We start from the raw sequence: 26,627 nt of genomic DNA, 5'->3' as shown, positions 1-26,627 counted from the left end.
ACCAATCCCGCGGAAAGAAAAGGATATTGTTTCATGCAATTTTTTTGTGTTGTAGTATTTAATTCAACTTTAGTATCGGGTAAGAGAATGTTAACAGATCGTCATGTAATTACTCATCCTTATAGGAATTGCATACTCATCGTTTTAGCATTGATTGTACTGAGTGCAGGATTAGGATTGCGTGATCCATGGCCAGCCGATGAGCCACGTTTTACATTAATTGCCAAACAAATGATTGAAAGTGGAGAGTGGCTTTTCCCTATGCGAGGGGGAGAACTATATTCTGACAAACCTCCTCTTTTTATGTGGGGAATCGCTGTTGGTTATTTAGCAACAGGGGCAATGAAAGTCGCCTTTCTATTACCGTCCTTGCTAGCTAGTTTACTAACGCTCATTCTAACATGGGATCTGGGGCGGCGTTTATGGAATGCTGAGATTGGCTTTCTTGCTGCACTGACGTTGCTTTTTACTGTTCAATTTACGCTGCAAGCTAAAACAGCACAAATAGATGCTCTCCTTACTCTATTTACTACCCTTGGTATGTATGGTTTTTTGCGTTTTTTACTCCTAGATGGGGGCTGGCATTGGTACTATGTTGGTTGGTTTTCTGGAGGGCTTGGCATTATTACAAAAGGGGTAGGTTTTCTCGTTATTCTCTTATTGATACCTGCCATATGGACACATTTATCTTTAATTCGACACGCAAGATGGAGCTCTATTGTCAAAATATTAATAGGTCCTTTAGTTATGCTAGCAGCAGTTAGCCTTTGGCTATTACCAATGCTATGGGTTACTCAGCACAGCACATCGCATATATTAGAAGCCTACCGCAATGATATTTTATTTCATCAAACAGTGACGCGCTATACACATCCGTGGGGACATATAAAACCAGTATGGTATTACGTCATTCAGGTAATTCCGATCTTTTGGTTACCTTTATCTTTACTCTTCCCATGGTTGATTCGATGTTGGCGAGACGCCATTAGGCAGGATGATAAGCGAGTTATTCTACTGCTTGGTTATATGGTATTGGTGATTTTGTTTTTTTCCGCCTCCCCTGGTAAACGAGGTGTTTATTTAACGCCAGTTACACCAGTGCTAGCACTATTAGCATCGCCTTGGGTGATGATGTTATTGCTAAATTATAAATGGCCTCCAAAGCTATTACGAAGTTTAAGCTGGTTTTTAGTGTTCATTTGGTTTGTGGTTACTTGCATTTTGTTTATCAATAACAAATTAGCTTTTTTGGGTGAAAATCTAGATGCTCTTTGCGGCCCTTTATTTCTTGTCAGTCTGGGGCTATTAACTATTACCCTATTATCGCGCTATGCACCATTGTTGGGGATTATTCTTGGATTGGCTTGTAGTTGGCTGTGTTACTCCATCCTCCTTTATCCCTCCTTAAATGATTTACGATCCCAAAAGACTATCATGTCCAAAATCGCTGAACGTGTTCCACAAGCTGAGTCTCTATTGATAGTAGGTTTTAAAGAGCAATTTCTGTTGTTTTCTCATCAACCCATTTGGCATTATGCTTATCGTATGAATCAATCAGAACAGGCACGAGAGTCTGCATCTTGGATTCAAGCAGGCCCTCACCGCTGGATTCTAGGCCCTCCCCAAATATTGGCGTCATGTTTCAATCTTACAAAACAGCACAATTTGGGTCATCGTCATGGCACCGACTGGTTGTTAGTCAATGTCACTGACCTAAAATCAGACTGTTATGCTCGGAATCCCTCGGTGGCTCCTTACCTATATGTCCCCAAGGATTTACAAATGATGAGGCGTTCCTAATTGAAAAATTACAGATTACTGAAACGCTTTGGAAGCGAAAACTTCAATAAAAATATTTGCACTATACTTAAATTGTATTAAGACCCAGCGGAGGCAACTATGAGCTTTCCTAGAGAAAATGAAGACTATAGTTCTTTCTCAGATTATTCCTATGAAGAAGAAAACGTTGAGGACTTGGATCATAAGAAGCGCGTGCGCAAGATGCTCGAAGATAGGCTTGAGCGTAAACGCCTAAGAGAAGAATTAGAAGATGAGTTAGATGGTGAGTTTGATTGGGATGAATTGGATCGCTAGCTATTAGAGCGTAATTGTCTTGCTGCAAATAATGTATTTTGCAGCAAGACAGCAATTGTCATAGGTCCTACGCCACCAGGTACCGGTGTTATCCATGCTACTTGTTCTTTGGCCTTTTCAAAGTCAATGTCACCTCTTAGTTTCCCGTTAGGTAAGCGATGAATTCCTACATCAATAATAATTTGCTTTGAGTTTAACCAATCGACATTAACAACATCAGGTATTCCTGTGGCAACAACCAAAATATCGGCAATGCGCACATATTGCTCAAGATTTTCTGTAAAACGATGGCAAATAGTCACTGTAGCGGCTGCTAGTAGAAATTCCATTGCCATAGGACGGCCAACGATATTTGAAGCACCAATAACCACGGTATGTTTTCCCTCGAGAGGAATTTGATAAAACTCCAGGAGATTAATAATGCCGTAAGGTGTGCAAGGTCTTAATAAGGGATTTCTTAGTGTTAAGCGACCCATATTGTAAGGATGAAAGCCATCAATATCTTTATGAGGATTGATGCATTCGATAATTTTATTCGGATCAATTGATTCAGGCAAAGGCAATTGTACTAGAATGCCATCAATGTCGGGAGATTTGTTTAACTGCTCGATTAAATTTAATAAATCTTCTTCAGTGGTTGAGGTGGGCAGATCGTAGGCATAGGAATTAAAGCCTACTTCTGAGCATGCCTTGCGTTTATTGTTCACATAAATAGTTGAAGCAGGATTATCACCGACAAGAATAACGGCCAGTCCAGGCGCGTGTTTGCCCTCACTAATCATTTCCACGACAGCCAGTTTGATTTCTTGTTTTAATCGAGAGGAAACTAAGCTACCGTCTAATAAATTTGCAGTCATATTTTAAGAGGCGATAAGTTTGTACTGGATTATGAAATAGCACGCTAATTAATGCAATCAGTCACAGTAACGAAATGTGCTTTTTATGATTTGTTTTTTTAAGGATTGAAATTGTGCGTATAGACTTATTAGTAAAAATAGGAAAACGTTATACCTAGACAAACTTATTCTGGTGTTATACATTGGCCGTTTTTAGCAGGAAATGCTCATGCGTATTGCCTTAGGGGTAGAATACGATGGTAGCCAGTATCATGGCTGGCAAGCGCAAACTGGCCTGCATACGGTTCAGCAAGTCTTGGAACATGCGTTGACGAAGGTCGCTGATAGTGAAATCAGTGTGACCTGCGCTGGCAGAACCGATACAGGTGTGCATGCTACAAACCAGATTATTCACTTTGACTGTGAAAAACAACGAACAATTCGTTCTTGGATTCATGGGGCTAATTCTTTTTTGCCTAAAGATGTTTGCGTGAAATGGGGACGAGAGATGCCGGATAACTTTCATGCCCGTTATTCAGCTTTATCGCGTCGTTATCGTTATGTAATTTATAACTCACCCATACGTCCAGCACTGTTACGCAGCAGTGTAACTTGGCAATATCGCCAGTTGGACCACCATGCTATGCAAGAGGCTAGTAAATGCCTTTTGGGTGAAAATGACTATACTTCCTTTCGTTCAGTTGAGTGTCAATCTAACACTCCAATGAGGAATGTTTATGATTTACAGGTAACTCGGACGGGTGACTTAGTTATGATTGATATTACCGCAAATGCATTTCTCCATCATATGGTAAGAAATATTGCTGGAGTATTAATTGCAGTAGGTTCTGGAAAAAAACCAACAGCTTGGGTGAAGGAAGTTTTACAAGCAAAAGATAGGCGCCTTGGTGCCGAAACAGCTCCTCCTTATGGATTGTACTTGGTGGCTGTTGCTTACCCTAAAGAATTTGGTGTGATACAAACAAACCCAGGACCTTTGTTTTTATGGGAGCGTTAATTGATTCAGAATCGAGTACGGATAAAAATGTGTGGGATGACACGCGAGCGAGATATCGCTCATGCGACCTCATTAGGGGTAGATGCGATAGGACTTATTTTTTATCCGAAAAGCTCTCGCTATGTTTCTGTTGAACAAGCAAAAATATTAGTACAAAATGCCCCGGTATTCCTAAATATAGTAGCCGTACTGGTTAATCCTGCTGCATCTTTAGTCGAGCAGATTATTAGGGAATTACCAGTCCAATGTTTGCAGTTTCACGGTGAAGAATCGCCGGAATTTTGCACTCAATTTAAAAAGCCCTATATTAAAGCTATACAAGCAAATTCGAGGGATTTTATTACTAAACTAAGTTCTCAACATCGACATGCATCAGCTATTTTGTTAGATACACCCTCTGCGGCTTATCATGGTGGAACTGGTAAAGTTTTTGATTGGGAAGTTATTCCTGAAAATAGTAAAAAGCCACTTATTTTGGCGGGCGGTTTAGACGCAAATAATGTTAGAAAAGCGGTCACAGGACGTTCAGTTTACGCAGTTGATGTCTGCAGTGGTATTGAAGTATCTCCAGGTATCAAGGATCACGATAAGATGAGTCAGTTTGTTAACGCATTATGGGGTAAAGCATGAGTGAAAAAGAACTCCCAGACAATTCCGGTCATTTTGGCCAGTACGGTGGCATTTTTGTAGCCGATACTTTAATGAATGCTTTGCAGCAGCTTCAAAAGGCTTATCAACAATATCGTCAAGACCCAGAATTTTTGACAGAGTTAACTTCTGAATTGCGCGAGTATGTTGGGCGACCAACACCTCTTTATCACGCGCAACGTTTAAGTGCGAAACTTGGAGGCGCTCAAATTTATTTAAAACGGGAAGATCTCAATCACACGGGTGCCCATAAAATTAATAATACCGTTGGACAAGCATTACTTGCTAAAAGAATGGGAAAAACAAGAATTATTGCGGAAACAGGCGCTGGTCAGCATGGTGTTGCCTCTGCGACTGTTGCTGCCAAGCTGGGTTTAAAATGCGTTGTTTATATGGGTTCTGAAGATATTAAAAGACAGTCGATCAATGTCTACAGAATGAAGTTATTAGGGGCAGAAGTGATCCCGGTAACAGCCGGCTCCAAAACATTAAAAGATGCTTTGAATGAAGCGATGCGTGATTGGGTGAGTAATATAGACAACACATTTTATATTATTGGTACTGTTGCAGGACCTCATCCTTATCCACAAATGGTAAGGGATTTCCAGACAATTATTGGTCAGGAAGCGCGTGAGCAGATGCTTGAAAAAACGGGTCAGCTACCTGATGCTTTAGTGGCTTGTGTAGGAGGAGGATCGAATGCAATTGGACTATTTCATCCATTTTTAAACGATAAGTCAGTTGCTATTTACGGAGTGGAGGCGGGTGGAAAAGGCCTTGAAACGGGAGAGCATGCTGCGTCTTTAATTGCTGGGAAGCCAGGGGTTTTACATGGTAACCGCACGTATTTGTTGTGTGATGAGTATGGTCAGATAAAAGATACACATTCCATTTCAGCAGGCCTTGATTATCCTGGCGTGGGTCCTGAGCATGCTTATCTTAAAGATATTGGTAGAGTAGAGTATGTGGCTATAAATGATGATGAAGCACTTGAGGCTTTTCGTACCTTGACTCGTATAGAAGGAATTATTCCTGCTCTAGAGTCAAGCCATGCAGTCGCGTACGCCATGAAGCTTGCTAAGAAAATGTCATCTTCGCAAAGAATTATTGTAAATTTATCTGGGCGGGGAGATAAAGATATCCATACGGTAGCAAATATTGAGGGTCTGTCTTTGTAAGTTTGGCGGTGTACTTACCCTTGTTAATACTTAGCTGTTCCTGTCAAGTGAAAGGAATAGTCGGAAAAAATTAATACAATACTTATGTTATAGGGTAGTTTATGAATCGGATTGATAAAACTTTAGGGGAATTGCAAGCAAGCGGTAAAAAAATGCTAAGTCCCTATATCACTGCGGGTGATCCTACACCAGACATGACAGTTTCTTTAATGCATGAATTAGTTGCGGCAGGTGCTAATATATTAGAAGTTGGCATCCCTTTTTCTGACCCTATGGCAGAGGGGCCCATAATTCAAGCAGCCATGGAGAGAGCTTTGGCTCACCATGTGAGTTGCGATAATGTTTTTTTTACCATAGAAAAATTTCGCAAGGACGACCAGAGTACACCCATCATATTAATGGGTTATGTTAATCCCATTGAACAATATGGGTATGAGCGTTTTGCCAAAAAAGCGCAAGAAGTAGGCGTGGATGGCACTATCCTGGTGGATTTGCCTCCCGAGGAAAGTGAGTTGATTGCTCCAATATGGCAGGCAAATAATTTATATAGCATTTATTTATGTTCACCAACTACTTCTGATGAGCGTATGGCGTTGATAAATAACTATGGTCGAGGTTACCTTTACTATGTTTCACTAAAAGGGGTGACCGGGTCGGATGATTTTGATTTACAACAGGTAAAAGAGAGATACCAACAAAGAAAAAACCAAACAGATATGCCCCTTATGGTAGGATTTGGCATTAAAACCCCAGTTATGGCAGCCAAGGTTGCAGAGTTCGCTGATGGGGTTATTGTAGGAGCAGCTCTTATCAATAAAATTTATGAAGCTTATGTAGCTAAAGAGGATTGTCTTGCTGCCGGAGCTTTTTTAATTCATGAAATGCGACAAATGATAGATGAAAATGAGTGAAAATTATGACCGAAGGTAGTGAAAAAAGAACACATTTTATCAGACAGTTAATTACTGAGGAATTAACCAGCGGCAAGCACAAGGAAGTTATCACCCGATTTCCGCCAGAGCCTAATGGTTATTTACACATTGGTCATGCCAAATCCATTTGCCTCAATTTTGGTTTGGCACAAGAGTTTAATGGCCGTTGTTATTTACGTTTTGATGACACAAATCCGATTAAAGAAGAGCAAGAATTTGTTGATGCTATTATGGATGACGTTAGTTGGCTAGGCTTCACTTGGCAGGGACTTACTCATTCCTCTGATTATTATCATGAGCTTTATGATTTTGCTGTTTATCTAATTAAACACGGCAAAGCTTATGTGGATAGTTTAAGTATCGAAGAAATTCGCGCACATCGGGGTACACTGCTTGAACCTGGTCGTGAGAGTCCTTATCGGAATCGTTCTATAGAGGAAAATCTCGCACTATTTGAGCGGATGAAAGCAGGTGATTTTGCTGATGGAGAGCATGTTTTGCGTGCAAAAATAGATATGCAATCCGGCAATGTTAACATGCGCGACCCTGTGCTTTACAGGATACGCCATGCTAAACATCAACGCACAGGAGATGAGTGGTGCATTTATCCTATGTATGATTATGCTCACCCAATTTCGGATGCTTTGGAAAAAATCACACATTCTTTATGTACGCTTGAATTCCAGGATCATAGACCGCTTTATGATTGGTTTATCGATAATTTGCCTGTACCTGCGAAACCTGTACAAACAGAGTTCGCGCGTCTTAATTTATCCCATACAGTTACTTCCAAACGTAAACTGCGGGATTTGGTTGAGAAGAATATTGTTTCTGGATGGGATGATCCTAGGCTTCCGACTTTACGAGGGATGCGTAAGCGAGGCTATCCACCTGAGGCGATTAGACAATTTTGTGAAATTATAGGGATTTCGCGGAGTGATTCTGTCATTGATATGTCAATTCTTGAAGAATGCGTACGCGCTGAATTGAATAAAACAGTAAAACGCGTTCTTTGTGTTCTCGATCCTTTAAAGATTGTTATAGAAAACTATCCAATTGATAAGGTAGAACGCTTAGAGGGTAAATTTAATCCTCAAGATCCAGAATCACCTAAACGTGTTTTACCTTTTAGTCGAGAAATTTATGTTGAGCGAAGTGATTTTATGGAGAATCCGCCTAAAGATTATTTTCGACTTTCTCCAGGAGCAGAAGTGCGTTTAAGGCATTCCTATGTGATTCGTTGTACGGATGTGATTCGCGATGAGAGAGGAAATGTTACTGAGTTGCGCTGTACTTATGATGAGAATACTTTAGGAAAAAACCCTACCGATAGAAAGGTTAAGGGGGTAATTCACTGGGTATCCTGTAAAGAAGCTCATCCTGTAACTATTCTGCAATACGATCGCTTATTTACAGATTCTAATCCTGCTCGTGAGGAAGATTTTCTCCAATTTCTCAATAAAGAATCGTTAGAGGTAAAACAAGCTTTTTGTGAGCCTGCGTTAGCAATACAACCCCTCAATGAGGTCTTTCAATTTGAGCGTTTAGGTTATTATTGTGTAAATCAAATTGAGGAAAACCAAGTGACTACATTTCATCGTGTAGTTGGCCTTAAAGATACTTGGGGAAAAATAAGCTAAGGGGTAGCGGATGTTAAATCTTTATAATTCTTTAACACGAAGCAAAGAATCGTTTAAACCAATACAGCCTGGGAAAATTGGCATGTATGTATGTGGGATTACTGTCTATGATCGTTGTCACCTGGGGCATGCTCGTTCGATGGTTTGTTTTGATGTAATCGTGCGCTACTTACGTTCTCAAGGTTATGTTGTTACTTATGTTCGCAACATTACGGATATTGATGACAAAATTATTGCACGAGCAAATGAGCGAGGGGTTTCAATAGAGGAACTGACAGCGCAGTATATTAAAGCAATGCATGATGATGCAAAAGCGTTGAACATTTTACCTCCAGACATAGAACCCAGAGCAACCGCTCATATCGGATCCATTACCCAGTTAATTAAACGATTAATCGATTCGGGTTATGCTTACGTCAGTGAAAACGGAGACGTTTGTTACCAGGTCGAGAGCTTTAAAGAATATGGGAAATTATCTCATAAAGATCTAGAAGGTTTAATGGCAGGAGCACGTGTTGAGATTGTAAAAGAGAAGCGTTCTCCCCTTGATTTTGTATTATGGAAAAAGGCAAAACCTGGTGAACCCAGTTGGCCCTCAATATGGGGAGAAGGGAGACCTGGTTGGCATATTGAATGTTCTGCAATGGCTATGCATGAGTTGGGGGAACATTTTGATATTCATGGTGGTGGTTTAGATTTGCAATTCCCTCATCATGAAAATGAAATTGCCCAAAGTGAAGCTGCAAGCGGTAGGACTTTTGCCAATTATTGGCTGCATGTAGGCATGCTGCAAGTCAATAATGAAAAAATGGCAAAATCAGTTGGGAATTTTTTTACCATCGAGGATGTTTTAAAACAACATCATCCTGAGGTAGTGCGTTATTTCTTGTTAAGTAGTCACTATCGAAGTGCTTTAAATTACTCTGAAGAAAATTTACAAAATGCTAATAAAGGACTTATGCGCCTCTATCAATCTTTAAAGGAGATAACTTACTTTAATGATGAACTTGATGAGTATTGGCTTAAACAATTTAATCAGGCCATGGATGATGATTTTAACACTCCTGTGGCTTTATCTGTGTTGTTTCAGTTAAGTCATGAAATTAATAAGACAAATTCGGTAAAACTTGCATCAACATTAAAACACTTGGCTTCCTTGTTAGGTTTGTTACAAAGCTCACCGGATTCTTTTTTACAAGCAGGCCTTGAGGGGCACGAAAAAGATGCAATTGAAAAGTTAATTCAAGAAAGATTAGAAGCAAGAGCTGCAAAAAATTGGGCTAGAGCAGATGAAATTCGTACCATCCTTGCTAATCAAGGTATTGATTTAGAAGATGGTTCTGGTGGCACAACCTGGCGCAAACGAGCAGAATAATTACATGGAATTTGGTTGTAACTTTGCTCCTTTCTAAGGTAAGTTACCTCTGAATAGAGTTGTTCAATTTTTGCGTTATTTTAAAATATAGTCTATTTTTAATATAGGGCCTTATTTTTTAAAGGATTTATGCAGCTAAAGGGATTTTGGGGTAAGGCCTGCAATTCCAGCCAATCAACGCAGTCTTACCAGAAAATTAAAGTCTTTAGCAAAGATAAATCTTCTTTCAGTTTTTCATATGACTAACACGCAAGAACACCAAGCAGAAGCTATTGTTTGTTTCTTAACTTTTAGTGAGAAATTCATTGGTCTTGACCTATAAAATTTGATAACTCATCTATAATGTGATCATGGATAAAAAATATCAGGCATTTAGCAGTCATAAATGCGAAGGAGAGCCTCATGAAAAAGATACTTTCAATCTTAGTAGCAACATTTGGATTATCAATGTTTGCCAGTACTAACGCCAATGCACTCACCGACTCACAAGACCCAAATGATACAAGCACTACTGTCAACACGGGTACTGCAACGGGTTCTACGTCTGTTGATGATAGTACTAGTACATTAGACCCTGTGACGGAAACACCTAGTATTACAAGCGAAGCTACACCTGATGAGGATAATATTGGTACAGCGACGGGTTCAACTTCCGTTGATGAAGATTCCAGCACAATGAACAAGGGCACCACCACTGGAATGCCTGCGGAAACTCCAACTCCTAGCGATAACGCCACCTCTCCTAGTAGTGATGGAACAGTTCCTAGTGATAGCACCACACCTCCCAGTGGTGATACAACAGTTCCCAGTGATGACACCACTCCTCCCAGTAGCGATACAACAGTTCCCAGTGACAATAGTACACCAACAGAACCAAGTGCTACTGATACTAATCCTGGGGCAGACAATACAAACAATTCAGGTAGTACAGACTCAGGTATTGGCACAAGTAACACGACTACTTCACCTGATGATACAAGTACTAGCACAGGTACAACAACCAATACGACCACAGATACCGGTAATAGCAATACTTCAAATTAATGCTCCTGATCCTCTATATGACCTTGATGGCACTATTAAGGTCATATCGTTGGTCATATTCCAAAAGTCTTATTTTTCTACAGTATAACGTCAACTCTTAATGCTCAGTTAATGGTCATATGCTAATTTTAAAGTAAACCGATTAAAGAGTATGATATGTTTTACGAAAACTACTTGCGATATAAGTTTTTGAGACATTCTAGAGGTAAAAAATTAGAACAAGAGAAAAAAACGCAAAATGCTCCAGTGACAATACGTGATTTGGTGATTTACCCAGAAAAGGCAAAGTATTCCTATGGTGAATCAAAGTCACATGAGAATAAATATCCTGAGTTTGATACCTTGCCTCGTTTAATCGATCATATTAAATCACTCGCCAGAATAACAAATTCATATCATCAGCAACTTTATTGTGAGTCTACAAACGAGGGAAGCTATCAACTCAAGAAAGAGCATTTGAATACAATTACCAGAGTCTCATTAAATGAGTTTTCACTGTATGGAGATAAGCCTTTGACAATGACTGAATTTGGCCTCCTTGTGGAAGCTATAGAGCAAATCGCTAATAGTTTGCATGAGAATGTTCATCTTCTACTTAGCTCATTTTCGGTAGTGAATAACAAAGGTGAATTGCTAAATGTAGCTCTCTATGTACAGGGTGGTAAACAAGCCAAAATTGATACAATAAGTAAGGGGATCGCTTCTACGATTGATATCACTTATAAAGATGCCTCTAATTTCTCGCAGCAACGAACGGGAAGATTGACATCTCACGTCAGTTCTTTTGTGGCCGGTGGAGTTGATGATGATATTTCTGTTTCTAATAATAGTGTTCTTGAAATTGAAACGAAAGGAGGGGCGAGATATATTCAAGCGGTGGATATTTGCCTTGATAATTTTAATAGGCATTCAAAAAGATTACTCGTAGGGCGTTTAGAAAGTGCTGATGAGACTTCCTCATCTTTTCTACCGGAACAAACTGATCAAATATTAACGTCTAACTCTATTGATCCTTATGAAGAAGCAAAGATTTCTAATTCAGTTTTACATGTTGATCCTTGGCTTGGTACGGTTTTCTACAATTGGAATACATCAAGACCTCTTGATAAGACATTAAAATTGGAAGAAAAACATGTGGCCTCCATTAATAAATATCCCGATATGAATATTAGGAGTGTAAAAGGTGGTCTGGCTGTTGATAATCCTCCTTTTGGTTCTAATTATCGTTTAAAAATTTTTAAAGAGAGGCAATTGGGTGGTTATGAACCGGCACTTGCTTCAAAGGTTAAAGTAATTAATGAGAAAATTATGAGTAAACGTCTGGATGAAATGATGACATCCAGGAGAAATCCTGACGATATAGATAAATATCACTACATTGCAAATATCAATAGTAGAGCTGTAGACTCAGCTAAGGAATTGTTAAAACAATTATCACAGCATTGCAAATGCAACCTATTTGAATTTATATTTGGCACAAAAAGCTATTATTTAAAAAAAGAGGCTCAGTCCATATTAGAGAGTGCAAATACTTTATTAGGACAATTGAATTCAGATACTAACGATTTCCTAATCTCATCCTCTCCTTGGGCTCACGATATGAAATTAAAACTTGAAATGGTTGATGATGGTTTCCCTCATCATTTTATTCATCAAATGACGTCATGTATTGATACTTTCACGAATACCATTAAGGTTGAATATTCTTTGGATATCCCCCCGATAATTAATTGAATTTACTATTATAATTTTTTCACATACTGATTTTTTAATTAACACTTAGAATTTTTAATTTGGTAAATAAGAGTTTTTTGACTAAGGTTAAAAATAGGAGGCTGATAAGGAAGTGTAATGAAAGATCCGTTAGAGGCATTAGAGGACTCTTTAGCTTACATGTTTGAGCTACAAACGAATAAAACGGGGAATTATATTCATCCTTCAGTACAGAAACTTAAAAAAGCCCTCGAAGATTATAAGAATGGACCCTCGCTCTCTCTACGGGAATTAATTGCGGCTATTAAAGTTGCTTTACCTGTAATTGAGAATTATGTGGATGGATATATTGTTAAATTACGGATGGAAACATTGGCTCAGACAAATGGTGTATTTATTACTTGGGATAGGCCTAAAACAAGAGGGGTCTATTCTAACTTTCAATTTTTTGCGCCCGCTATCGAAATACGTAGAGATTTTATTTCTTGGCTATCTTCCCATGCAGGATTAGAGTTTTCTCGTCTTAAATCAACCGAGAAATTAGAAATTATGCTTACACTAATAGGGGAGCCGGAGTTTATGACTAAGTTGGCAGAGCATTTGTTAAAAAATCCAAATTTCCTATGCAATTTGATCCTGGATTCCCCAGAGATTTTTATTAAAGTAATAAATACCAGTCTCGGATTTCAATTAGAAAATCACCACATCGCTAAAGCAATAGCTCATCATTGTGATGCTTTAGTAGATACTACTCTTGAACCTCAAGAGCAAATAGAAAGTTATATTGAATTTTTGGATGATAATTTAACAGGAATAGGACGTTCGATAGAAAAACTACTAGAAGATCCCTTAGCAAAAGCCGAGCTAGATAGAGCGGATATCTTTCAATATTACTTCAACGAAGAGAGGTTCAACCTATAATCTAATACGTGGCAGGATAATTTTAATGCTGACTCGTTACACGCAAAATTTCTGCAAGGGAAGTATCTCCGACGAGTACTCGTTTAAACCCATCTTCACGGATAGTTGGGGTAGACGGGCGTAAATAATTATCAATTATTTGTAAGCTTTCATTACGATGTATCATACCTCTTAAGGCCTCATCAATCATAATTAATTCATAAATACCTGTACGGCCACGATAACCAGAATGATTACATTGTTCGCATCCTTTGGGTTCACAGACCTTGGAGATATCAGTGTTTGGCTGAAGCCTCATTAATTCTTGTTCATCTTCACGTAATTGGTGAGGTATCTTGCAATGATCACACAGTTTTCGCACTAAGCGTTGAGCAATTAGGCCAACAATACTAGAAGCTAATAAGAAGGATTCAACTCCCATGTCATGTAAACGAGTAATAGCTCCTAAGGCACTATTAGTGTGAAGGGTAGAAAGAACCAAGTGTCCAGTTAAGCTTGCTTGGACAGCAATTTCAGCGGTTTCTAAGTCGCGTATTTCTCCGATCATAACGACATCTGGATCCTGTCGTAAAATAGCTCTTAAGCCTTTGGCGAATGTCATTTGTACTTTTGTGTTGACCTGAGTTTGTCCCACACCAGGCAAATCATATTCAATAGGATCTTCAATTGTTAAAATATTGCGACTGACTTGGTTAAGCTCGGTTAACATTGCATAAAGTGAAGTTGTTTTACCAGAGCCGGTAGGACCTGTTACCAATATGATGCCATGAGGTTCAGCAATCATTGTTCTCATGGCCTTTAATGTTGATTGTGGCATTCCTAACAAGCTCAAATCCAATTGCGCTGCTTGCTTATCTAAAATACGAAGTACAATTCGCTCGCCATGATTGGATGGCAAAGTAGATACACGAACATCAATATTATGGCCACCTATTCGCAAGGCAATGCGTCCGTCTTGGGGGATACGTTTTTCAGCGATGTCCAGTTTTGCCATCACTTTTACTCGAGAAATGACTAGAGGTGCAATAGCGCGTTGAATTTCCAAAACCTCGTTTAAGACTCCATCAATTCGATTACGAACTAGGACGCGGCTTTCGTAAGTTTCAATATGAATATCTGACGCTTTTTGTTTAATTGCTTGGGTAAATAAAGCATTAAGCAAGCGTATGATGGGTGCATCATCTTGGTTATCCAACAAATCTTCACTTACAGGCAATTGGTCTGCAAGTAATGACAAGTCCATATCTTCTTCCATAACTTCAGCAGCATCAAGAACAGAGGACTGAGATTGGTAGATTTGTGCCAAATGTTGCTGAAACTCAGACTCATTAACTTCTTGTAGCTTAAGATCGCACTGCAGTAAGCGTTTAACTTCGGCAAGAACAGGCAAGGAAGGGGAGCCAACATGATAGACAATGGAAGAGCCATTATCTTGCATACTGGCAATAACCCCTTGCGTTTTTGCAAAGGAATAAGGGAGACGTTTTGACCTTTCTTGATTTTCCATGCTCATGTCATTTAGTCATTAAGATTTGTTTGGGTTGCTGTTTAATTATAACAGCTTGTTGCGTGGATTGACTAAAAGGCCTGGGTAAGGCAGCTTCATTCTGCGATGGTAGTAACATGTCATTATTTTCAGGGTTATAAGGCTGTTGACGTAAAAAGTCTAATTGTTCCTGGCGGACGTCGTTATACTTCCCACCAGTGACATAAAGAGAATCACTACGGCTTCTTAGGATACAAGGACGTATAAATACCATTAAAACACGCTTTTCTCGATTTTGAATATTATGTTGGAAAAGACGTCCAACACCAGGGAGATCACCCACAATAGGTAATCGATTGTTATCACTTCCCAAGCTGTCTTGAGTTAATCCGCCTAATACGACGATATCACCACTTTCTATATGCACAGAGGTTACAATGCTTGAAATTTTAAAAATGGGATTATCGGTGTTAAGAGTACTTGAGGGATCAATGGTGTCATTGCCTTGATCAATCTGTAATTGGATGCCATTTCCACGAGTAATTTGTGGTCTGACATACAAATGCAGTGCGACATTGACGCGATCGAAAGTCACAAAGGGGCTCGCTGTTGTGGTTCCACCGGCATTATTGGGGTAACTTGTAGAGGCTACAGACACTTGTTTACCGACAAGAATCTTAGCCTGTCTATTATCTAATACGACAACAGAGGGAGTGGATAAAATATTTGCTTTACGATCACGTGCTAACGCATAAATTTGCGCTTGAAAGTCATCAATTCTGGTTTGGGAATTAATGATTGCAAAGCCAGGTCTAAAATCGCTGGGTTTTCCCGTTTGTTGATCACTACCCCACTCAATCCCCAAACTAGTAAGATCGCTTTCATCAATTTCAGCAACCAATGCTTCAATAAGTAATTGTGCAGGTTTAATATCTAATTGCCGAATGACTGATTTCAAGGTGCGGATCAAACTCACTGGAGCATTGAGAATAATAGAATTAGTGTTTGGCTCTGCAATAATTTGCACTGTGGGTTTTGTTGTACCTTCAGTCTGAGTCGCCGTTCCTGTTGTATTGGGTGTTGCTGCGGGATTACCGGAAGTGGATGGGGGCATAGGACTAGGAGTTTGATTGCCACTCGAAGAGTTGCTGACAAGGTTTGAGGCTGGATTAGTACTGTCTAGCTCAGGTCGTGTGATTGTTCCTATCGTAGTTCCTACATTACCGCTAAAGTTTGCTTGAGCAATGCCGGCTAAGATAGGGACTAAATCTTCGGCACGTAAATAATTAAGATAAACTACCTGCGTATTGCTATCACTGCCGTAAGAGCTTTGGCGATCTAATTTTGCAATTAATAATCGCAGCCTGATACGGTCAGTTTTACTGCCACTCAATAAAATAGCATTACTACGGTCATCGGCTGCAAGCATAGTCTGCACATGACTACCAAGACCTGGCTGAGTTTTTACCAAATCTTTAAGAGTGCTGGCTACATCCATTGCCAAGGCATGTCTTAAAGGAATCATATCAATGCCATTGGCTGATGAGCTGTCAACTTGGCGAATAATCCTAACCATTTGCTTAATATTGCTTGCTCGCCCTGATAAAATCAGCATATTGGAAGGGGCATATGCTGAAACGCTGCTCCATTGTGGCATTAGTGGTCGCAAAACAGGTACGAGCTGTTCGGATGGAACATAATGAACAGGGATTACTGCTACCATCATTTCATCCCCTTGAGGGGGATTTCTTAGTTGGTTTAAGAGATCGGGAGATTGAGTTTTAGCATCAATGTTAGGAATTATTTTAATAACATTACCACTGGGAATTGCTGCATAGCCTGAAATTTGCAATACCGACAAAAAGACTTGATACAACCCTTTATCAGATATAGGGGTGCTGGAGATAATTGATATTTTTCCCTGGACACGAGGATCAATAATAAAGTTTTTGCCGGTTATTCTTGAAACTTCACCGATAACTGCACGAATATCTGCGTTTCTTAAATTCCACAATTTTTTAGAGGGGAGATTGGGTTCTTCCGACTTATCCTCAACTGCACTAGCATCGGTGTTGTTAGCTTCAACCTCATTCTTAGTCGAAATGACAACAGTATTGTCGACTTGTGGTTTATTCTCAATAGTGCTAACAGCAGTATTGTCAGCTTTGATTTTATTCTCAGCGAGCATGAGATTGGTTGGTATTTTTGCAGCTTTGGTTTCTTCGCCTATTTTTCTTTGTAAATTTTGAGCCAGAATATAATCACTCATAGGCCCAATTTTAACAACATAGCTATTGTTATTAGGAGCTTGTGCAATCGCTATTGGCTGATTAATAGTAGAAGATAATTTAAATTTAAGTTGTAAGGCATTGTTTTGATGAGCAAAGTCGCCCACCTGTAAGATGTATGCAGGTTTACCTTCGACAGTAACTGTTTTAATACTGACTTCTGTAGCACGAGAAACTGTGAAGCAAAATAAAACCAATATGCCAACCGCAATCTTTCGCATCAAACAACCAAAAAATAATTGATAGCAATCATCATAACTAAATTTACAAGGATACAATAGAGTTTTTAAAAATTATGAGGAATTAATGTGATGAGCTAAATTTAGTAATCTGATTCCTGTATTCCTGTGATGAGGATTGTTCTAAAATTATACTATTCCCATTGGATGGAGAGGTCTATGGAAAATTCATTGGATGTTATGCGAGAGCACGCCAAAATTCCGGGCATCTCGATAGCAACAGTCACTGCAAATGGCAAAATAACAACTAGCACATCAGGTGTTATCAATAATGACACTCAGCAAGCTGTGAACGATGAAACAATTTTTGAAGCAGCATCTTTAAGCAAGCCTGTTTTTGCTTATATTGTGCTAAAAATGGTAGAGCGTGGGCAGTTAAACTTGGATACCCCTCTTTGTGACCTGGGATTAGGTGATTTCGGTCCACCCTTTGAAACAATTCGTCATCCTGAAAAGTTTAATGAAACATTTGCTCAGAATTATAAGAAATTAACACCGCGCCTAATTTTATCTCATCAGGCAGGATTACCTAATGAATTTGATCCTAATAAATTGGAGACATTTGCCTATGTTTCTCCCGTTGGCGAACAATTTAACTATTCAGGAGAAGCTTATCGTTTTTTAAGAGAGATAATTGAGAGAATCGCAACACCTGATAGTCTCGAAGAGTTGGCAAAAAGGGAGTTTACTGCTTTAGGGATGAATCATACTAGTTTTATAATGCCAAAAGATTGCACAAACCAATCTGTGGGGCATTTTTCAGATGGTTCAGTTGATACAAGACCTCATTTTTTTGGTATTCATCCTGCTGCTTCCCTATATACTACTGCAGCAGATTATGGCAAGTTTTTACAAGCATTTGCTGATACGGCTAATAAAGAAGTTAGAAAATTAATGTTTGAGCCCGCTCTTCTAGATCTTTCAGGAAAGGATAGCAAAGCAATAGAAGCAAACGTGTCGGATGATGTTTTAAAGCAAATCGGTTGGGGTGTCGGTATTGGGTTACAGAAAAATAAAGATGGGAGTATGGTTGCATTTCACTGGGGGGATGGTAATAACACTTGTCGGAATTTTGCAGCACTCAACCTCACTACCAACCAAGCGGTAGTCTGTTTAACCAATAGTGAAAATGGACCAACAGTCTTTAAGAAAATTGCAGAGCCTATAGTTGGGGATCTTTCTCCCGTTTGTCAGTGGCTTTTTCCAAGAGAGAAATTTACGCTTGATACAACATTGGCAAGTAATGCTACTCAAGGGTACAAAAAAAATTTAACTGATCTAAAACAGGCAACATCGAGCGAACTTAATGAGAAACAAGCGATTGAAACATCTGATAACAAATTACTAAACCCTTTCAAAATTGTTCCTGATCCCCATGATCAGCAATGATTCTTTATGAAGAGTAAATCGTAGGATAGAAAACTAGGAGAGATAGTGGAAATAAAAGATCTAATATTAGCTATTGATAACTTCAATCGCTCCGTGTGGTTTTGGGAAAGAGACATTAAGCGTGATCCGCATTTCCTGATGTTAAAAGAATTTTCTATGAAATTTTATCATCTGGAAAATAGAGACTTAGCGCCGCAAGAGATGCTTTTACTTTTTCAAATAATCGCAGACTGTCCAATCAATGAAAAGGAACAGCGAATAGGTGAGCTGTTTAAAGAGTTAAATAATAAATTTCCTCAAGAAAATTTTACTTTAATGACTTATTTGCATAGTCGAAAAATCTTAAATGCATCAGTATTTAATGCCCTATACAAAAAGAAAATCGTAGATGTAGATGTATCTATGAGGAAAATAATTCCTATAATGGAAAAAAATAAACTGCTTAATGCAGAGACAATAGATTCACTTTGTGCGGTATTGCCATGGATAAGTTCTTTATACACGCTGTTATTATTTTTTGATAATAAAAGAAAATTAAATGCAGAAATCTTTAAGGCTTCATGTACTTATTCCTATCAGTCATCATCTATTTTGAACAGCATAAGGGATATTGTTGATTGGAAGCAATTTCTCCATTATTTCATTGCTGTTATCCATCAGCCAAACAGTATTGCTATTTTTCAGTTGCTTTCACGCTGGTACAAGCTAAAAAAATTTATTCCAAATCAGAAGCAATTAAGTATTTTATTAAATAGTGAATCATTTCAAAAAATGAATGACTTAGATATTAACGATCTAAGTTTAGGTGATATCAATTTAATATTTGATAACCCTATTTATAGTCGGCAAATTTTTGAAATTTTACAAGATTCCTCTCATTTTTTTAAAGATGAAAAGACAAAAGCTTATATGATAAAAAATGTTATATATTGGGATAGTGCTATGGATGCGCTTGCTCTAGTTAGTCAATATATAACACCAGACACCCAACTGACCTCTTTCTTTTTGCATTGTCATCACGCTCCAGATTTATTAATCCAACTGAAAAAATTGCGAGAGTTTGGCTTATTAAAAAGAAAAAATAGTTGTTACCAACCATTAGTTACTACTTTGCTTAATTTTCCAAAATATGCTCAGGATACAACTGATATTTTCATTACTTTATCCAATTATCTTGCCATTAGAAATCAACCGGATCGAGGTCCTTCCGAGGCTAAGAATGGGTTTGAAAGTTATTTAAACAAAGTTTATAAGGAGCCGCATAATATCCCAAATGTAGCCTTAGCACTGCGAAAGTTAGAAAAGGAAGGTATAACTAATAAGAAAGGTATCTTATTGATATTTTCACATGACTTTAGTTCAACCCACGAAATAGTTGATTTACTTATTTTATTAAACAAAAGCGGCATTTCTTCTCTTGAAGATGCTCGAGAGGTTTTAGAAAAACCTAAATTGTTAGATATTGTTAAAGTTCTTTTTAATGCAGGCCTATTAAATCAAACTGTATTTTCCGCTCTTCTACGGTCGAATCCTTCAGCTCCCATATTAGAGTTATCTAAGCCTCAAAAAACAGGTGTTTTTCTGCAAGAAATGGAAAGGATAAATCATCCTTTCTGCCATTATTTATTGGGTAAAATTTATTGTGGTGAACTTTGGGGGATTGACAGATATTTTAATCTAAAAAAAGCATGGAGGTTTTTAAATAAAGTTCCCAGTAGTTTTCCATGGAAAGAGGAGGTAAGTTATAGTCTTTTTAATATCACGTTTCAAAAACCGCAGGCAGATGAAAATAGACATCTTGTCGCTTCCCCTCGCTTAGCTTTTTTTGAAAACCCTGGCGCTGAAGTCCTAATTCGAACAAAGCAAGTTTTGGAACTGATGGAATCACAACATCCTTTAGCACCCAGGATCAAACATAGTTACCTTTTTAGTAGCTATAAGGATAACGATGAGAAAGCTCAAGCGCTCTTACTTCGTATGTCCAAGACACCGAGGGGTTATTATCCAAAATTGTTTGATTTGTTCGCTGAAGCTGATTTAGTGACTAAAGTAATTCGCACCGAGTGTCAAAGATGGTTTGCTTTACAAAAATACTCTTCCTCAAAAGAAAGAGTCAATGCAGAAAAGGAGAGTAGTGGTTTGCTTTGCTTGCCATGAGTTGTGCATCGGTATAAAGGATTTAATGAGTTACACCAATGAATTATAAAAAGCAGAGACAGAGTCATTATTGTTTCAGTTTAAATAATAATTTTATCTATACCATTTATTAAATACTTAACAGAAGTGAAACCCGCCTTAAGAAGTATATTCAAGGCCGATATACTTCTGTTTCCAGAGTGACAGTATAAAATGATGTTTTGATTTGGATCTAATTCGCTTAGTCGATGAGGCAGTTCTGTTAATGGAAGTATTTTCCCCCCTATATTATGAGCCTCATGTTCTTTAGTTGAGCGCACATCAATTAGAGTGATACTACTATTTTGTTGTAAAAGCTCGAGTAGATGCTCTGGTGTTATGGAGTAGTTTTTTAAATTCACAGGGGACTGGCAATTCAAAGGACGTACAAGCTTGCTTAAAGGTTGACGATGTACACATAATTTACAATCAGGGTTCTGGTACAGATGAATTTCTTTAAATGTCATTTTTAATAGATCGATAATAAGCAAACGTTTTTCTAATGAATTACCTATCTTTAATATCCATTTAATAATCTCTGATGCTTGAATAGTACCAAGTATGCCTGGTAAAACCCCGATTACCCCACCTGCAGCACAGTTGGGAATAATGTTATTATCTGGTGGTTCTGGGAATAAACAACGAAGACAAGGTCCTTTGCTGCTGTAAAATATTGAACAACTTCCTTGGAATTGGGATGCACTGGCATATACATAGGGTTTTTCTAATTCAAAGCAAGTATCATGAATTAAGTAGCGTGTGTAAAAATTATCAGACCCATCAGCAACAATGTCATATTGACTAATTAATTTACTGGCATTTTCTTCTGTGAGTCTTTCTGAATAAGAGTCCACGTGAATTGATGGATTAAGAGCTAAAAGTTGTGCTGTGGCAGCAGCTGATTTTTGAAGTCCTACTTGTGGCTGACGATAAAGTATTTGTCTTTGTAAATTACTTAACTCAACAAGATCATCATCTACTATGCCTAGCCTACCCACACCGGCTGCGGCTAAATAAAGTAATAAGGGTGAACCTAGCCCACCAAGTCCTATACATAATACACGAGCATTTCTAAGTTTTTCTTGACCTGATAAGCCAATGTCAGGCAATTTGATTTGCTGAGAATAGCGAACTAATTCATCTGCAGAAAGAGAGTGGTCAATCATCGCATAGCTCTTTTATTTGGGTTAAAAATTGTTGGGCTGTAGTGTCAGAATTGGTTGCTTTTGTAATGGCTGATATGAGTGAAACGCCGTCAACACCGGATTTACAAACTTCGGGTAGCCGTTCTAAATTTATCCCACCGATGGCAACTAATGGATAATGAAGCGTTCTCCGCCAACGTTGAAGTTGCTCAATTCCTTGTGGCGAAAAAGACATAATTTTGCTGGTTGTAGGATAAATTGGGCCGCAAGCAATATAGGAGGGATTGATAGCATGTGCAGTAGCTACTTCATAATAGCAATGCGTACTTACGCCTAAACATAATCCTGACTGATGAATTTTATCGATATCCGCTTCATACAAATCTTCCTGACCAAGATGCACTCCTTTAGCCCCAAAACGAATAGCAAGATCCCAATAATCATTAATAAACAATGTGGCATTGTATTTTTTTGCCCAAAGAATGCTCTGCTTGATCTCTTCTTCCAAGTGATTTTTAGGCATATTTTTTATCCTTAATTGAATACACTTTACTCCATGCGGTAATAGTTTTTCTAACCAACGACTGCTATCAACCACGGGATATAAACCTATCTGGCAATGCTTGAATGGCTCTGGTAATTTCAATAAAGGTTTTGGTGAAAGATAGGGAAGGTCAATTTCATCTTCTGGCCAAGCTCCGTGAAACAGTTTCGCTGTATGTCGGTCGATATCCAATGCTTTACGGATCCCTCGGTTTACATACATTTTTGCAATAACAATTGCGTCTTTTATTGAGTAACCTAATGCAAGGCAAGCGGCAATGGCTGAAGATAGAGTACATCCCGTTCCACGGTAATTTTTATTAGGTAATCGTTGATTCGCAAGCCAAAACGACTCTTGACCGTTCGTCCAATAATCCTGACTAAACAAGGAGTCTTTTGCATGGCCTCCTTTAAGTAAAACACTTTTGGCACCCAAAGATAATAGAGTGTGAGCGCCTTCTTGAATATCTTGATAAGAAGTGAGTGAACGATTTAATATTTTTTCTGCTTCAATCAGATTAGGTGTCACAATGTCTACATACGGAAATAACTTCACTAGACTTTCTAGGTGTTGCTTTACATTCGAAAAAATTAATGCAGTTCCTGAGGATGATGCGAGTACTGGATCTAGGACAACAAACCCGGAATAATTTGCCAAAAAATGTGCTATTTTCTCATGAGTAGATAGCGTTCCAAGCATACCAATTTTGATGGCCTTGGGTTTAAAAGCTTGTTGTAAAGCCTCACATTGTGCTGCAACATGATCACTAGATATTGATTCAATCGCGGTGACCGCACACGCATTTTGTGCAGTAACCGCAGTAATGATAGAGCATGAATCTACATTAAAATTTTTAAACGTTTCTAGATCAACTTGCGTTCCAGCAAGTCCTGAAGGATCAACACCTGCAATTGACCAAATAATGGGTTTTTTCATACATCATTATCCTGATGCCAAAATGGGGTATCAATTAATGGAGTGCTTGGGTGTGCCATGCGTCGTTCAGACATCATTCCTGCCTGAAATGCGTCATAACCTGCGATAACCGCATGACGAAATGCAGTTGCCATGGCGATAGGAAAATTTGCAAGGGCAACTGCTGTATTCAATAATAGCCCGTCAAATCCCAACTCCATCACTTGGACTGCATGAGAAGGCTTACCGATGCCTGCATCAACAATTAATGTCGTTTCAGGTAATCGCTGGCGCAATGTTTCTAAAGCATAAGGATTGACTAAGCCCTTGCCTGAACCAATAGGTGCTGCCCAAGGCATTAAAATATTGCAACCGATATCGACCAATTTTTGGCATACAACCAGATCGTCCGTGCAATAAGGGAAAACGTCAAATCCTTCATCAACTAAAATTTTGGCAGCTTTGATTAACTCAAATGGGTCGGGCTGAAGATTGTAATCATCGCCTATCACTTCTAATTTTACCCATGAAGTATCAAATAATTCCCTGGAGATCATTGCAGTGCTGATGGCATTTTTTGCATCACGACAACCCGCAGTATTTGGCAAAAGATGGCAGTTTAAATTTTTTACTGCGTTCCAAAAGGTCTCGCCCCCCACACCTAGCGGCGCTTGACGTTTTATGGATAAAGTAATTACTTCTACCCCAGAAGCACGAATAGCATTCTCCATAACTTCTAATGTGGGGAAACATGCTGTGCCTAGCAATAAGCGGCTTTTTAACATTTTTCCGGCTAAATTCCACATGCTTAGCCTCCTTGCATTGGCACAATGATATCTATGCGATCGCCTGGATATAATGTGGTTGTACTATAGGCCGTGCGCGGGATAAATTGATTGTTTATTGCGACAGCAAAATGTTGCCCGATGTGATTGTTTTGCATTAAAAGATCATGCAAAGATTGTGCGGGTTCAATTTGATAAATTTCATCATTAAGATAGATGCTAGCCATAATAATTCTCCCAAATTTCAGGATAACAAAGGTTTTGATGATCAGTTTTAAGACTACGCAAAATTTCTTCAGCTAAAGCTGGAGCAATTAAATAGCCATGACGATAAAGCCCATTTACAGCTATGAGCCCATCTGCGAATTTAATACGTGGCAAATGATTTAAGAGTGTGGGGCGGCAATGTACAACTGTCTTTATGATACGTGCCTCAGAAAAACCAGCATGGACATAGTAAGCTGCTGTTAATAATTCTAAGGTAGTACGAACCGAGATAGGGCTATAATCTTCTGCCTCAATTTCGCTAGCACCAATGAGATAAATATTGTCTGGTCTTGGTACTATGTACAAACTATAACGTGGGTGCAAGAGGCGAATAGGGCGATGTAAGTGAACATCAGGGGCATACAGCCAAATTAATTCACCACGTAGAGCACGCAAATCATTAAAAATAGAGTTGGCTCCTAATCCCCGGCAATCAAAAACCATATCAAATTCATGTGATTCTGATTCAGTGACAATAAGCCCTGGTTCAATCGATAACACGGCTGTATTTGCGAAGAACTTTACACATTTATTTTCCAGATATGTTTTGAGAGAAAACATGAATGATTGACAATCAATATGTGCTTCATCCGGGAAATAGTAAGCGGTTTCGAATCTTGAAAGATCAGGTTCAAGTTGGGTTAATGCATCATTCGTTAGCTGTCGAAAATAGGAGTCATTCTGAGCTAATTGGGTTGATATGCGTTGATTAAAATGATTCCACTCAGCTTTATCACTAGGATGATTAAGTACTATGCTCCCGGATTTTTGAAAATAAATTGGCGAGGATAATTGTTCAAGAATGCGTGGCCAGCTTGTACAAATAGATTCTTGGCCTAAATGAAAAACCAGCAAGCTTGCTCTGTCTAATTCAGAGAATGGGGTTAATAATCCTGCAGCGGCCAGACTACAGCCGGCATCCCCATTATTATGATCAAAAAGAGTCACCTGCCAGTTGGCATTGTGCAATGCTAGTGCCAGCAGGCGTCCCATAACACCCATTCCTACAATACCTGCATGCATGATTAGCTTTCAAGGCAGCAAGCGATTGGTTTTAAATCAGAGTAAGGCGTTTCCGGTAAAAAAGTGTTGGTAAAACACTGAGATATGTCAAAGGTTTCATCAATAATATTTAAGTGTTTAGTATAGCGGCCCACTTTATCCCAATCTCTTTCTACGTTAAGTAATGTACGTGAGAAAAATGGTAAAGTGCGCATAAAAATCTTCTGATACATAGGAGTACGCAGCTGTGGCTTAGCTTGACACAATAACTCATAGGCTTCCTCTGGATTTTCTGTTGTGAATGCAGCCCCTCGTTGAGTTGCTTTGAGGAAGCCTTGAACCAATTCGGGCTGTTGTAATGTTTGTTCGGGCACAATAAATTGAACCGAGCAAAAACAACAACACCCAAGGCCTGCTAATTGATCGATGCGCAAAAATACTGTTTCACCTCGTAAATACTCTAGTTCAACTTGTTGAAAATTAATGAAGCCAATACCAGTATCAATAACATCCCGGCAAATCGCATCCGTGACATTCATTCCGATACGGATCGTTTGGTAGCTGCTTGGATCAATACCTGCAAGTTTTGCCAAATCATCGATAATTTTTTTACCAAATTCGCCAATATAACCTACTCGTTTGCCAACAATATCATGAAACGAATTTATTCCACTGGATTTTAATGCAATCAATCCTGTTGGGGGCTCATCAAGTAGCGTACCAATTGATGTGACAGGATAGCCTTTAGCTTTCGCTGCAACGGTATGAATCATGGCTTTTACACCAAAGTCTACTGTACCCAATCCAACCAATTCAGTGACATCGCTCGGATCGTTTGGTTCTAAAATGGCGAGCTTAATGTTTTCTTGCAAATAGAATCCTAATTGCTGTGCTACGAGAATAGGAGTGTGATAAGGATTCGTGTACCAATTGAGTAATAGAGTAACTCTTGATTTCAGCAATGACATAACCATAACTCCTTATATTAATATG

At 38.7% G+C, this 26,627-nt stretch carries 22 protein-coding genes; 13 read left to right on the top strand and 9 right to left on the bottom strand.

Features of this window, described 5'->3' with window-relative positions; translation table 11 throughout:
* Window positions 1–33 precede the first annotated feature (33 nt).
* Window positions 34–1,800, top strand: a complete 1,767-nt coding sequence (locus Lbru_RS13425; RefSeq protein ID WP_065235467.1) for an ArnT family glycosyltransferase — start codon at window positions 34–36, stop codon at window positions 1,798–1,800.
* Window positions 1,801–1,899: 99 nt separating this feature from the next.
* Window positions 1,900–2,094 carry a hypothetical protein gene (locus Lbru_RS13420; protein WP_058442633.1) on the top strand — a complete coding sequence of 65 codons (195 nt, stop codon included), beginning with the start codon at window positions 1,900–1,902 and terminating at the stop codon, window positions 2,092–2,094.
* On the opposite strand, the gene folD is transcribed toward Lbru_RS13420, so the two are convergent.
* Window positions 2,091–2,951 (bottom strand): bifunctional methylenetetrahydrofolate dehydrogenase/methenyltetrahydrofolate cyclohydrolase FolD, encoded by an 861-nt coding sequence (folD, locus tag Lbru_RS13415; protein WP_058442632.1) that lies wholly within the window; start codon window positions 2,949–2,951, stop codon window positions 2,091–2,093. The genes Lbru_RS13420 and folD overlap by 4 nt on opposite strands.
* A 208-nt stretch (window positions 2,952–3,159) precedes the next feature.
* Between folD and truA the strand changes: the two genes are divergently transcribed.
* The 9 genes from truA to Lbru_RS13370 all read left to right on the top strand — a co-directional run bounded on the left by truA (window position 3,160) and on the right by Lbru_RS13370 (window position 13,399).
* Window positions 3,160–3,948, top strand: a complete 789-nt coding sequence (truA, locus tag Lbru_RS13410; RefSeq protein ID WP_058442631.1) for a tRNA pseudouridine(38-40) synthase TruA — start codon at window positions 3,160–3,162, stop codon at window positions 3,946–3,948.
* On the top strand, window positions 3,949–4,578 hold the full coding sequence (locus Lbru_RS13405; protein WP_131793462.1) for a phosphoribosylanthranilate isomerase: 630 nt from the start codon (window positions 3,949–3,951) through the stop codon (window positions 4,576–4,578).
* The gene (gene trpB / locus Lbru_RS13400; RefSeq protein ID WP_058442629.1) at window positions 4,575–5,774 is read left to right on the top strand and encodes a tryptophan synthase subunit beta; all 1,200 of its coding nucleotides are present in this window, start codon (window positions 4,575–4,577) and stop codon (window positions 5,772–5,774) included. The genes Lbru_RS13405 and trpB overlap by 4 nt, the downstream gene beginning before the upstream one ends.
* A 101-nt stretch (window positions 5,775–5,875) precedes the next feature.
* Window positions 5,876–6,685 (top strand): tryptophan synthase subunit alpha, encoded by an 810-nt coding sequence (gene trpA, locus Lbru_RS13395; RefSeq protein WP_058442628.1) that lies wholly within the window; start codon window positions 5,876–5,878, stop codon window positions 6,683–6,685.
* Between the two features lie 5 nt (window positions 6,686–6,690).
* The gene (locus Lbru_RS13390) at window positions 6,691–8,346 is read left to right on the top strand and encodes a glutamine--tRNA ligase/YqeY domain fusion protein (RefSeq protein ID WP_058442627.1); all 1,656 of its coding nucleotides are present in this window, start codon (window positions 6,691–6,693) and stop codon (window positions 8,344–8,346) included.
* Between the two features lie 10 nt (window positions 8,347–8,356).
* Window positions 8,357–9,721: a cysteine--tRNA ligase gene (gene cysS / locus Lbru_RS13385; protein ID WP_058442626.1), complete on the top strand. Its 1,365-nt coding sequence runs from the start codon at window positions 8,357–8,359 to the stop codon at window positions 9,719–9,721.
* 402 nt (window positions 9,722–10,123) lie between these two features.
* Complete coding sequence (locus tag Lbru_RS13380) at window positions 10,124–10,765, top strand: hypothetical protein (RefSeq protein WP_058442625.1); 642 nt, start codon at window positions 10,124–10,126, stop codon at window positions 10,763–10,765.
* A gap of 156 nt (window positions 10,766–10,921) precedes the next feature.
* Window positions 10,922–12,499 carry a hypothetical protein gene (locus tag Lbru_RS13375; RefSeq protein WP_058442624.1) on the top strand — a complete coding sequence of 526 codons (1,578 nt, stop codon included), beginning with the start codon at window positions 10,922–10,924 and terminating at the stop codon, window positions 12,497–12,499.
* A 117-nt stretch (window positions 12,500–12,616) separates the two neighbouring features.
* Window positions 12,617–13,399 (top strand): hypothetical protein, encoded by a 783-nt coding sequence (locus Lbru_RS13370; protein WP_058442623.1) that lies wholly within the window; start codon window positions 12,617–12,619, stop codon window positions 13,397–13,399.
* Window positions 13,400–13,421: 22 nt separating this feature from the next.
* On the opposite strand, the gene lspE is transcribed toward Lbru_RS13370, so the two are convergent.
* Together lspE and lspD are read right to left on the bottom strand one after the other, a co-directional pair.
* A complete protein-coding gene (lspE, locus tag Lbru_RS13365; RefSeq protein ID WP_058442682.1) occupies window positions 13,422–14,906 on the bottom strand; it encodes a GspE family T2SS ATPase variant LspE in 1,485 nt (494 codons plus the stop codon).
* 7 nt (window positions 14,907–14,913) lie between these two features.
* Window positions 14,914–17,394, bottom strand: coding sequence for a GspD family T2SS secretin variant LspD (gene lspD / locus Lbru_RS13360; protein ID WP_058442622.1), 2,481 nt, complete (start codon window positions 17,392–17,394; stop codon window positions 14,914–14,916).
* Between the two features lie 177 nt (window positions 17,395–17,571).
* On the opposite strand from lspD, the gene Lbru_RS13355 reads away from it, so the two are divergent.
* Window positions 17,572–18,801 carry a serine hydrolase domain-containing protein gene (locus Lbru_RS13355; protein WP_058442621.1) on the top strand — a complete coding sequence of 410 codons (1,230 nt, stop codon included), beginning with the start codon at window positions 17,572–17,574 and terminating at the stop codon, window positions 18,799–18,801.
* Window positions 18,802–18,846: 45 nt separating this feature from the next.
* A complete protein-coding gene (locus tag Lbru_RS13350) occupies window positions 18,847–20,958 on the top strand; it encodes a hypothetical protein (protein WP_058442620.1) in 2,112 nt (703 codons plus the stop codon).
* A gap of 80 nt (window positions 20,959–21,038) precedes the next feature.
* On the opposite strand, the gene moeB is transcribed toward Lbru_RS13350, so the two are convergent.
* The 6 genes from moeB to Lbru_RS13320 are packed head-to-tail and all read right to left on the bottom strand — an operon-like array spanning window position 21,039 to window position 26,602.
* Window positions 21,039–22,142 (bottom strand): molybdopterin-synthase adenylyltransferase MoeB, encoded by a 1,104-nt coding sequence (moeB, locus tag Lbru_RS13345; protein WP_058442619.1) that lies wholly within the window; start codon window positions 22,140–22,142, stop codon window positions 21,039–21,041.
* On the bottom strand, window positions 22,135–23,601 hold the full coding sequence (thiE, locus tag Lbru_RS13340) for a thiamine phosphate synthase (protein ID WP_058442618.1): 1,467 nt from the start codon (window positions 23,599–23,601) through the stop codon (window positions 22,135–22,137). Before thiE ends, moeB begins: the two co-directional genes overlap by 8 nt.
* Window positions 23,598–24,386, bottom strand: a complete 789-nt coding sequence (locus tag Lbru_RS13335) for a thiazole synthase (RefSeq protein ID WP_058442617.1) — start codon at window positions 24,384–24,386, stop codon at window positions 23,598–23,600. The genes thiE and Lbru_RS13335 overlap by 4 nt, the downstream gene beginning before the upstream one ends.
* 2 nt (window positions 24,387–24,388) lie before the next feature.
* Window positions 24,389–24,592, bottom strand: a complete 204-nt coding sequence (thiS, locus tag Lbru_RS13330; RefSeq protein ID WP_058442616.1) for a sulfur carrier protein ThiS — start codon at window positions 24,590–24,592, stop codon at window positions 24,389–24,391.
* Window positions 24,585–25,655: an FAD-dependent oxidoreductase gene (locus Lbru_RS13325; RefSeq protein WP_083500923.1), complete on the bottom strand. Its 1,071-nt coding sequence runs from the start codon at window positions 25,653–25,655 to the stop codon at window positions 24,585–24,587. Before Lbru_RS13325 ends, thiS begins: the two co-directional genes overlap by 8 nt.
* Window positions 25,656–25,657: 2 nt before the next feature.
* The gene (locus Lbru_RS13320; RefSeq protein ID WP_058442614.1) at window positions 25,658–26,602 is read right to left on the bottom strand and encodes an ABC transporter substrate-binding protein; all 945 of its coding nucleotides are present in this window, start codon (window positions 26,600–26,602) and stop codon (window positions 25,658–25,660) included.
* Window positions 26,603–26,627: the final 25 nt, after the last annotated feature.

It is taken from the genome of Legionella brunensis, from assembly GCF_001467025.1.
GTDB lineage: Bacteria > Pseudomonadota > Gammaproteobacteria > Legionellales > Legionellaceae > Tatlockia > Tatlockia brunensis.
This window is presented reverse-complemented; position numbering and strand designations above follow the sequence as displayed.

Excerpts from the sequence above, each read along its gene's own strand:
- Lbru_RS13425 (WP_065235467.1), top strand. The coding sequence starts at position 34 with ATGCAATTTTTTTGTGTTGTAGTATTTAATTCAACTTTAGTATCGGGT.
- Lbru_RS13420 (WP_058442633.1), top strand. The coding sequence starts at position 1,900 with ATGAGCTTTCCTAGAGAAAATGAAGACTATAGTTCTTTCTCAGATTAT.
- folD (WP_058442632.1), bottom strand. The coding sequence starts at position 2,951 with ATGACTGCAAATTTATTAGACGGTAGCTTAGTTTCCTCTCGATTAAAA.
- truA (WP_058442631.1), top strand. The coding sequence starts at position 3,160 with ATGCGTATTGCCTTAGGGGTAGAATACGATGGTAGCCAGTATCATGGC.
- trpB (WP_058442629.1), top strand. The coding sequence starts at position 4,575 with ATGAGTGAAAAAGAACTCCCAGACAATTCCGGTCATTTTGGCCAGTAC.
- trpA (WP_058442628.1), top strand. The coding sequence starts at position 5,876 with ATGAATCGGATTGATAAAACTTTAGGGGAATTGCAAGCAAGCGGTAAA.
- Lbru_RS13390 (WP_058442627.1), top strand. The coding sequence starts at position 6,691 with ATGACCGAAGGTAGTGAAAAAAGAACACATTTTATCAGACAGTTAATT.
- cysS (WP_058442626.1), top strand. The coding sequence starts at position 8,357 with ATGTTAAATCTTTATAATTCTTTAACACGAAGCAAAGAATCGTTTAAA.
- Lbru_RS13380 (WP_058442625.1), top strand. The coding sequence starts at position 10,124 with ATGAAAAAGATACTTTCAATCTTAGTAGCAACATTTGGATTATCAATG.
- Lbru_RS13375 (WP_058442624.1), top strand. The coding sequence starts at position 10,922 with ATGTTTTACGAAAACTACTTGCGATATAAGTTTTTGAGACATTCTAGA.
- Lbru_RS13370 (WP_058442623.1), top strand. The coding sequence starts at position 12,617 with ATGAAAGATCCGTTAGAGGCATTAGAGGACTCTTTAGCTTACATGTTT.
- lspE (WP_058442682.1), bottom strand. The coding sequence starts at position 14,906 with ATGGAAAATCAAGAAAGGTCAAAACGTCTCCCTTATTCCTTTGCAAAA.
- lspD (WP_058442622.1), bottom strand. The coding sequence starts at position 17,394 with ATGCGAAAGATTGCGGTTGGCATATTGGTTTTATTTTGCTTCACAGTT.
- Lbru_RS13355 (WP_058442621.1), top strand. The coding sequence starts at position 17,572 with ATGGAAAATTCATTGGATGTTATGCGAGAGCACGCCAAAATTCCGGGC.
- moeB (WP_058442619.1), bottom strand. The coding sequence starts at position 22,142 with ATGATTGACCACTCTCTTTCTGCAGATGAATTAGTTCGCTATTCTCAG.
- thiE (WP_058442618.1), bottom strand. The coding sequence starts at position 23,601 with ATGAAAAAACCCATTATTTGGTCAATTGCAGGTGTTGATCCTTCAGGA.
- Lbru_RS13335 (WP_058442617.1), bottom strand. The coding sequence starts at position 24,386 with ATGTGGAATTTAGCCGGAAAAATGTTAAAAAGCCGCTTATTGCTAGGC.
- thiS (WP_058442616.1), bottom strand. The coding sequence starts at position 24,592 with ATGGCTAGCATCTATCTTAATGATGAAATTTATCAAATTGAACCCGCA.
- Lbru_RS13325 (WP_083500923.1), bottom strand. The coding sequence starts at position 25,655 with ATGCATGCAGGTATTGTAGGAATGGGTGTTATGGGACGCCTGCTGGCA.
- Lbru_RS13320 (WP_058442614.1), bottom strand. The coding sequence starts at position 26,602 with ATGTCATTGCTGAAATCAAGAGTTACTCTATTACTCAATTGGTACACG.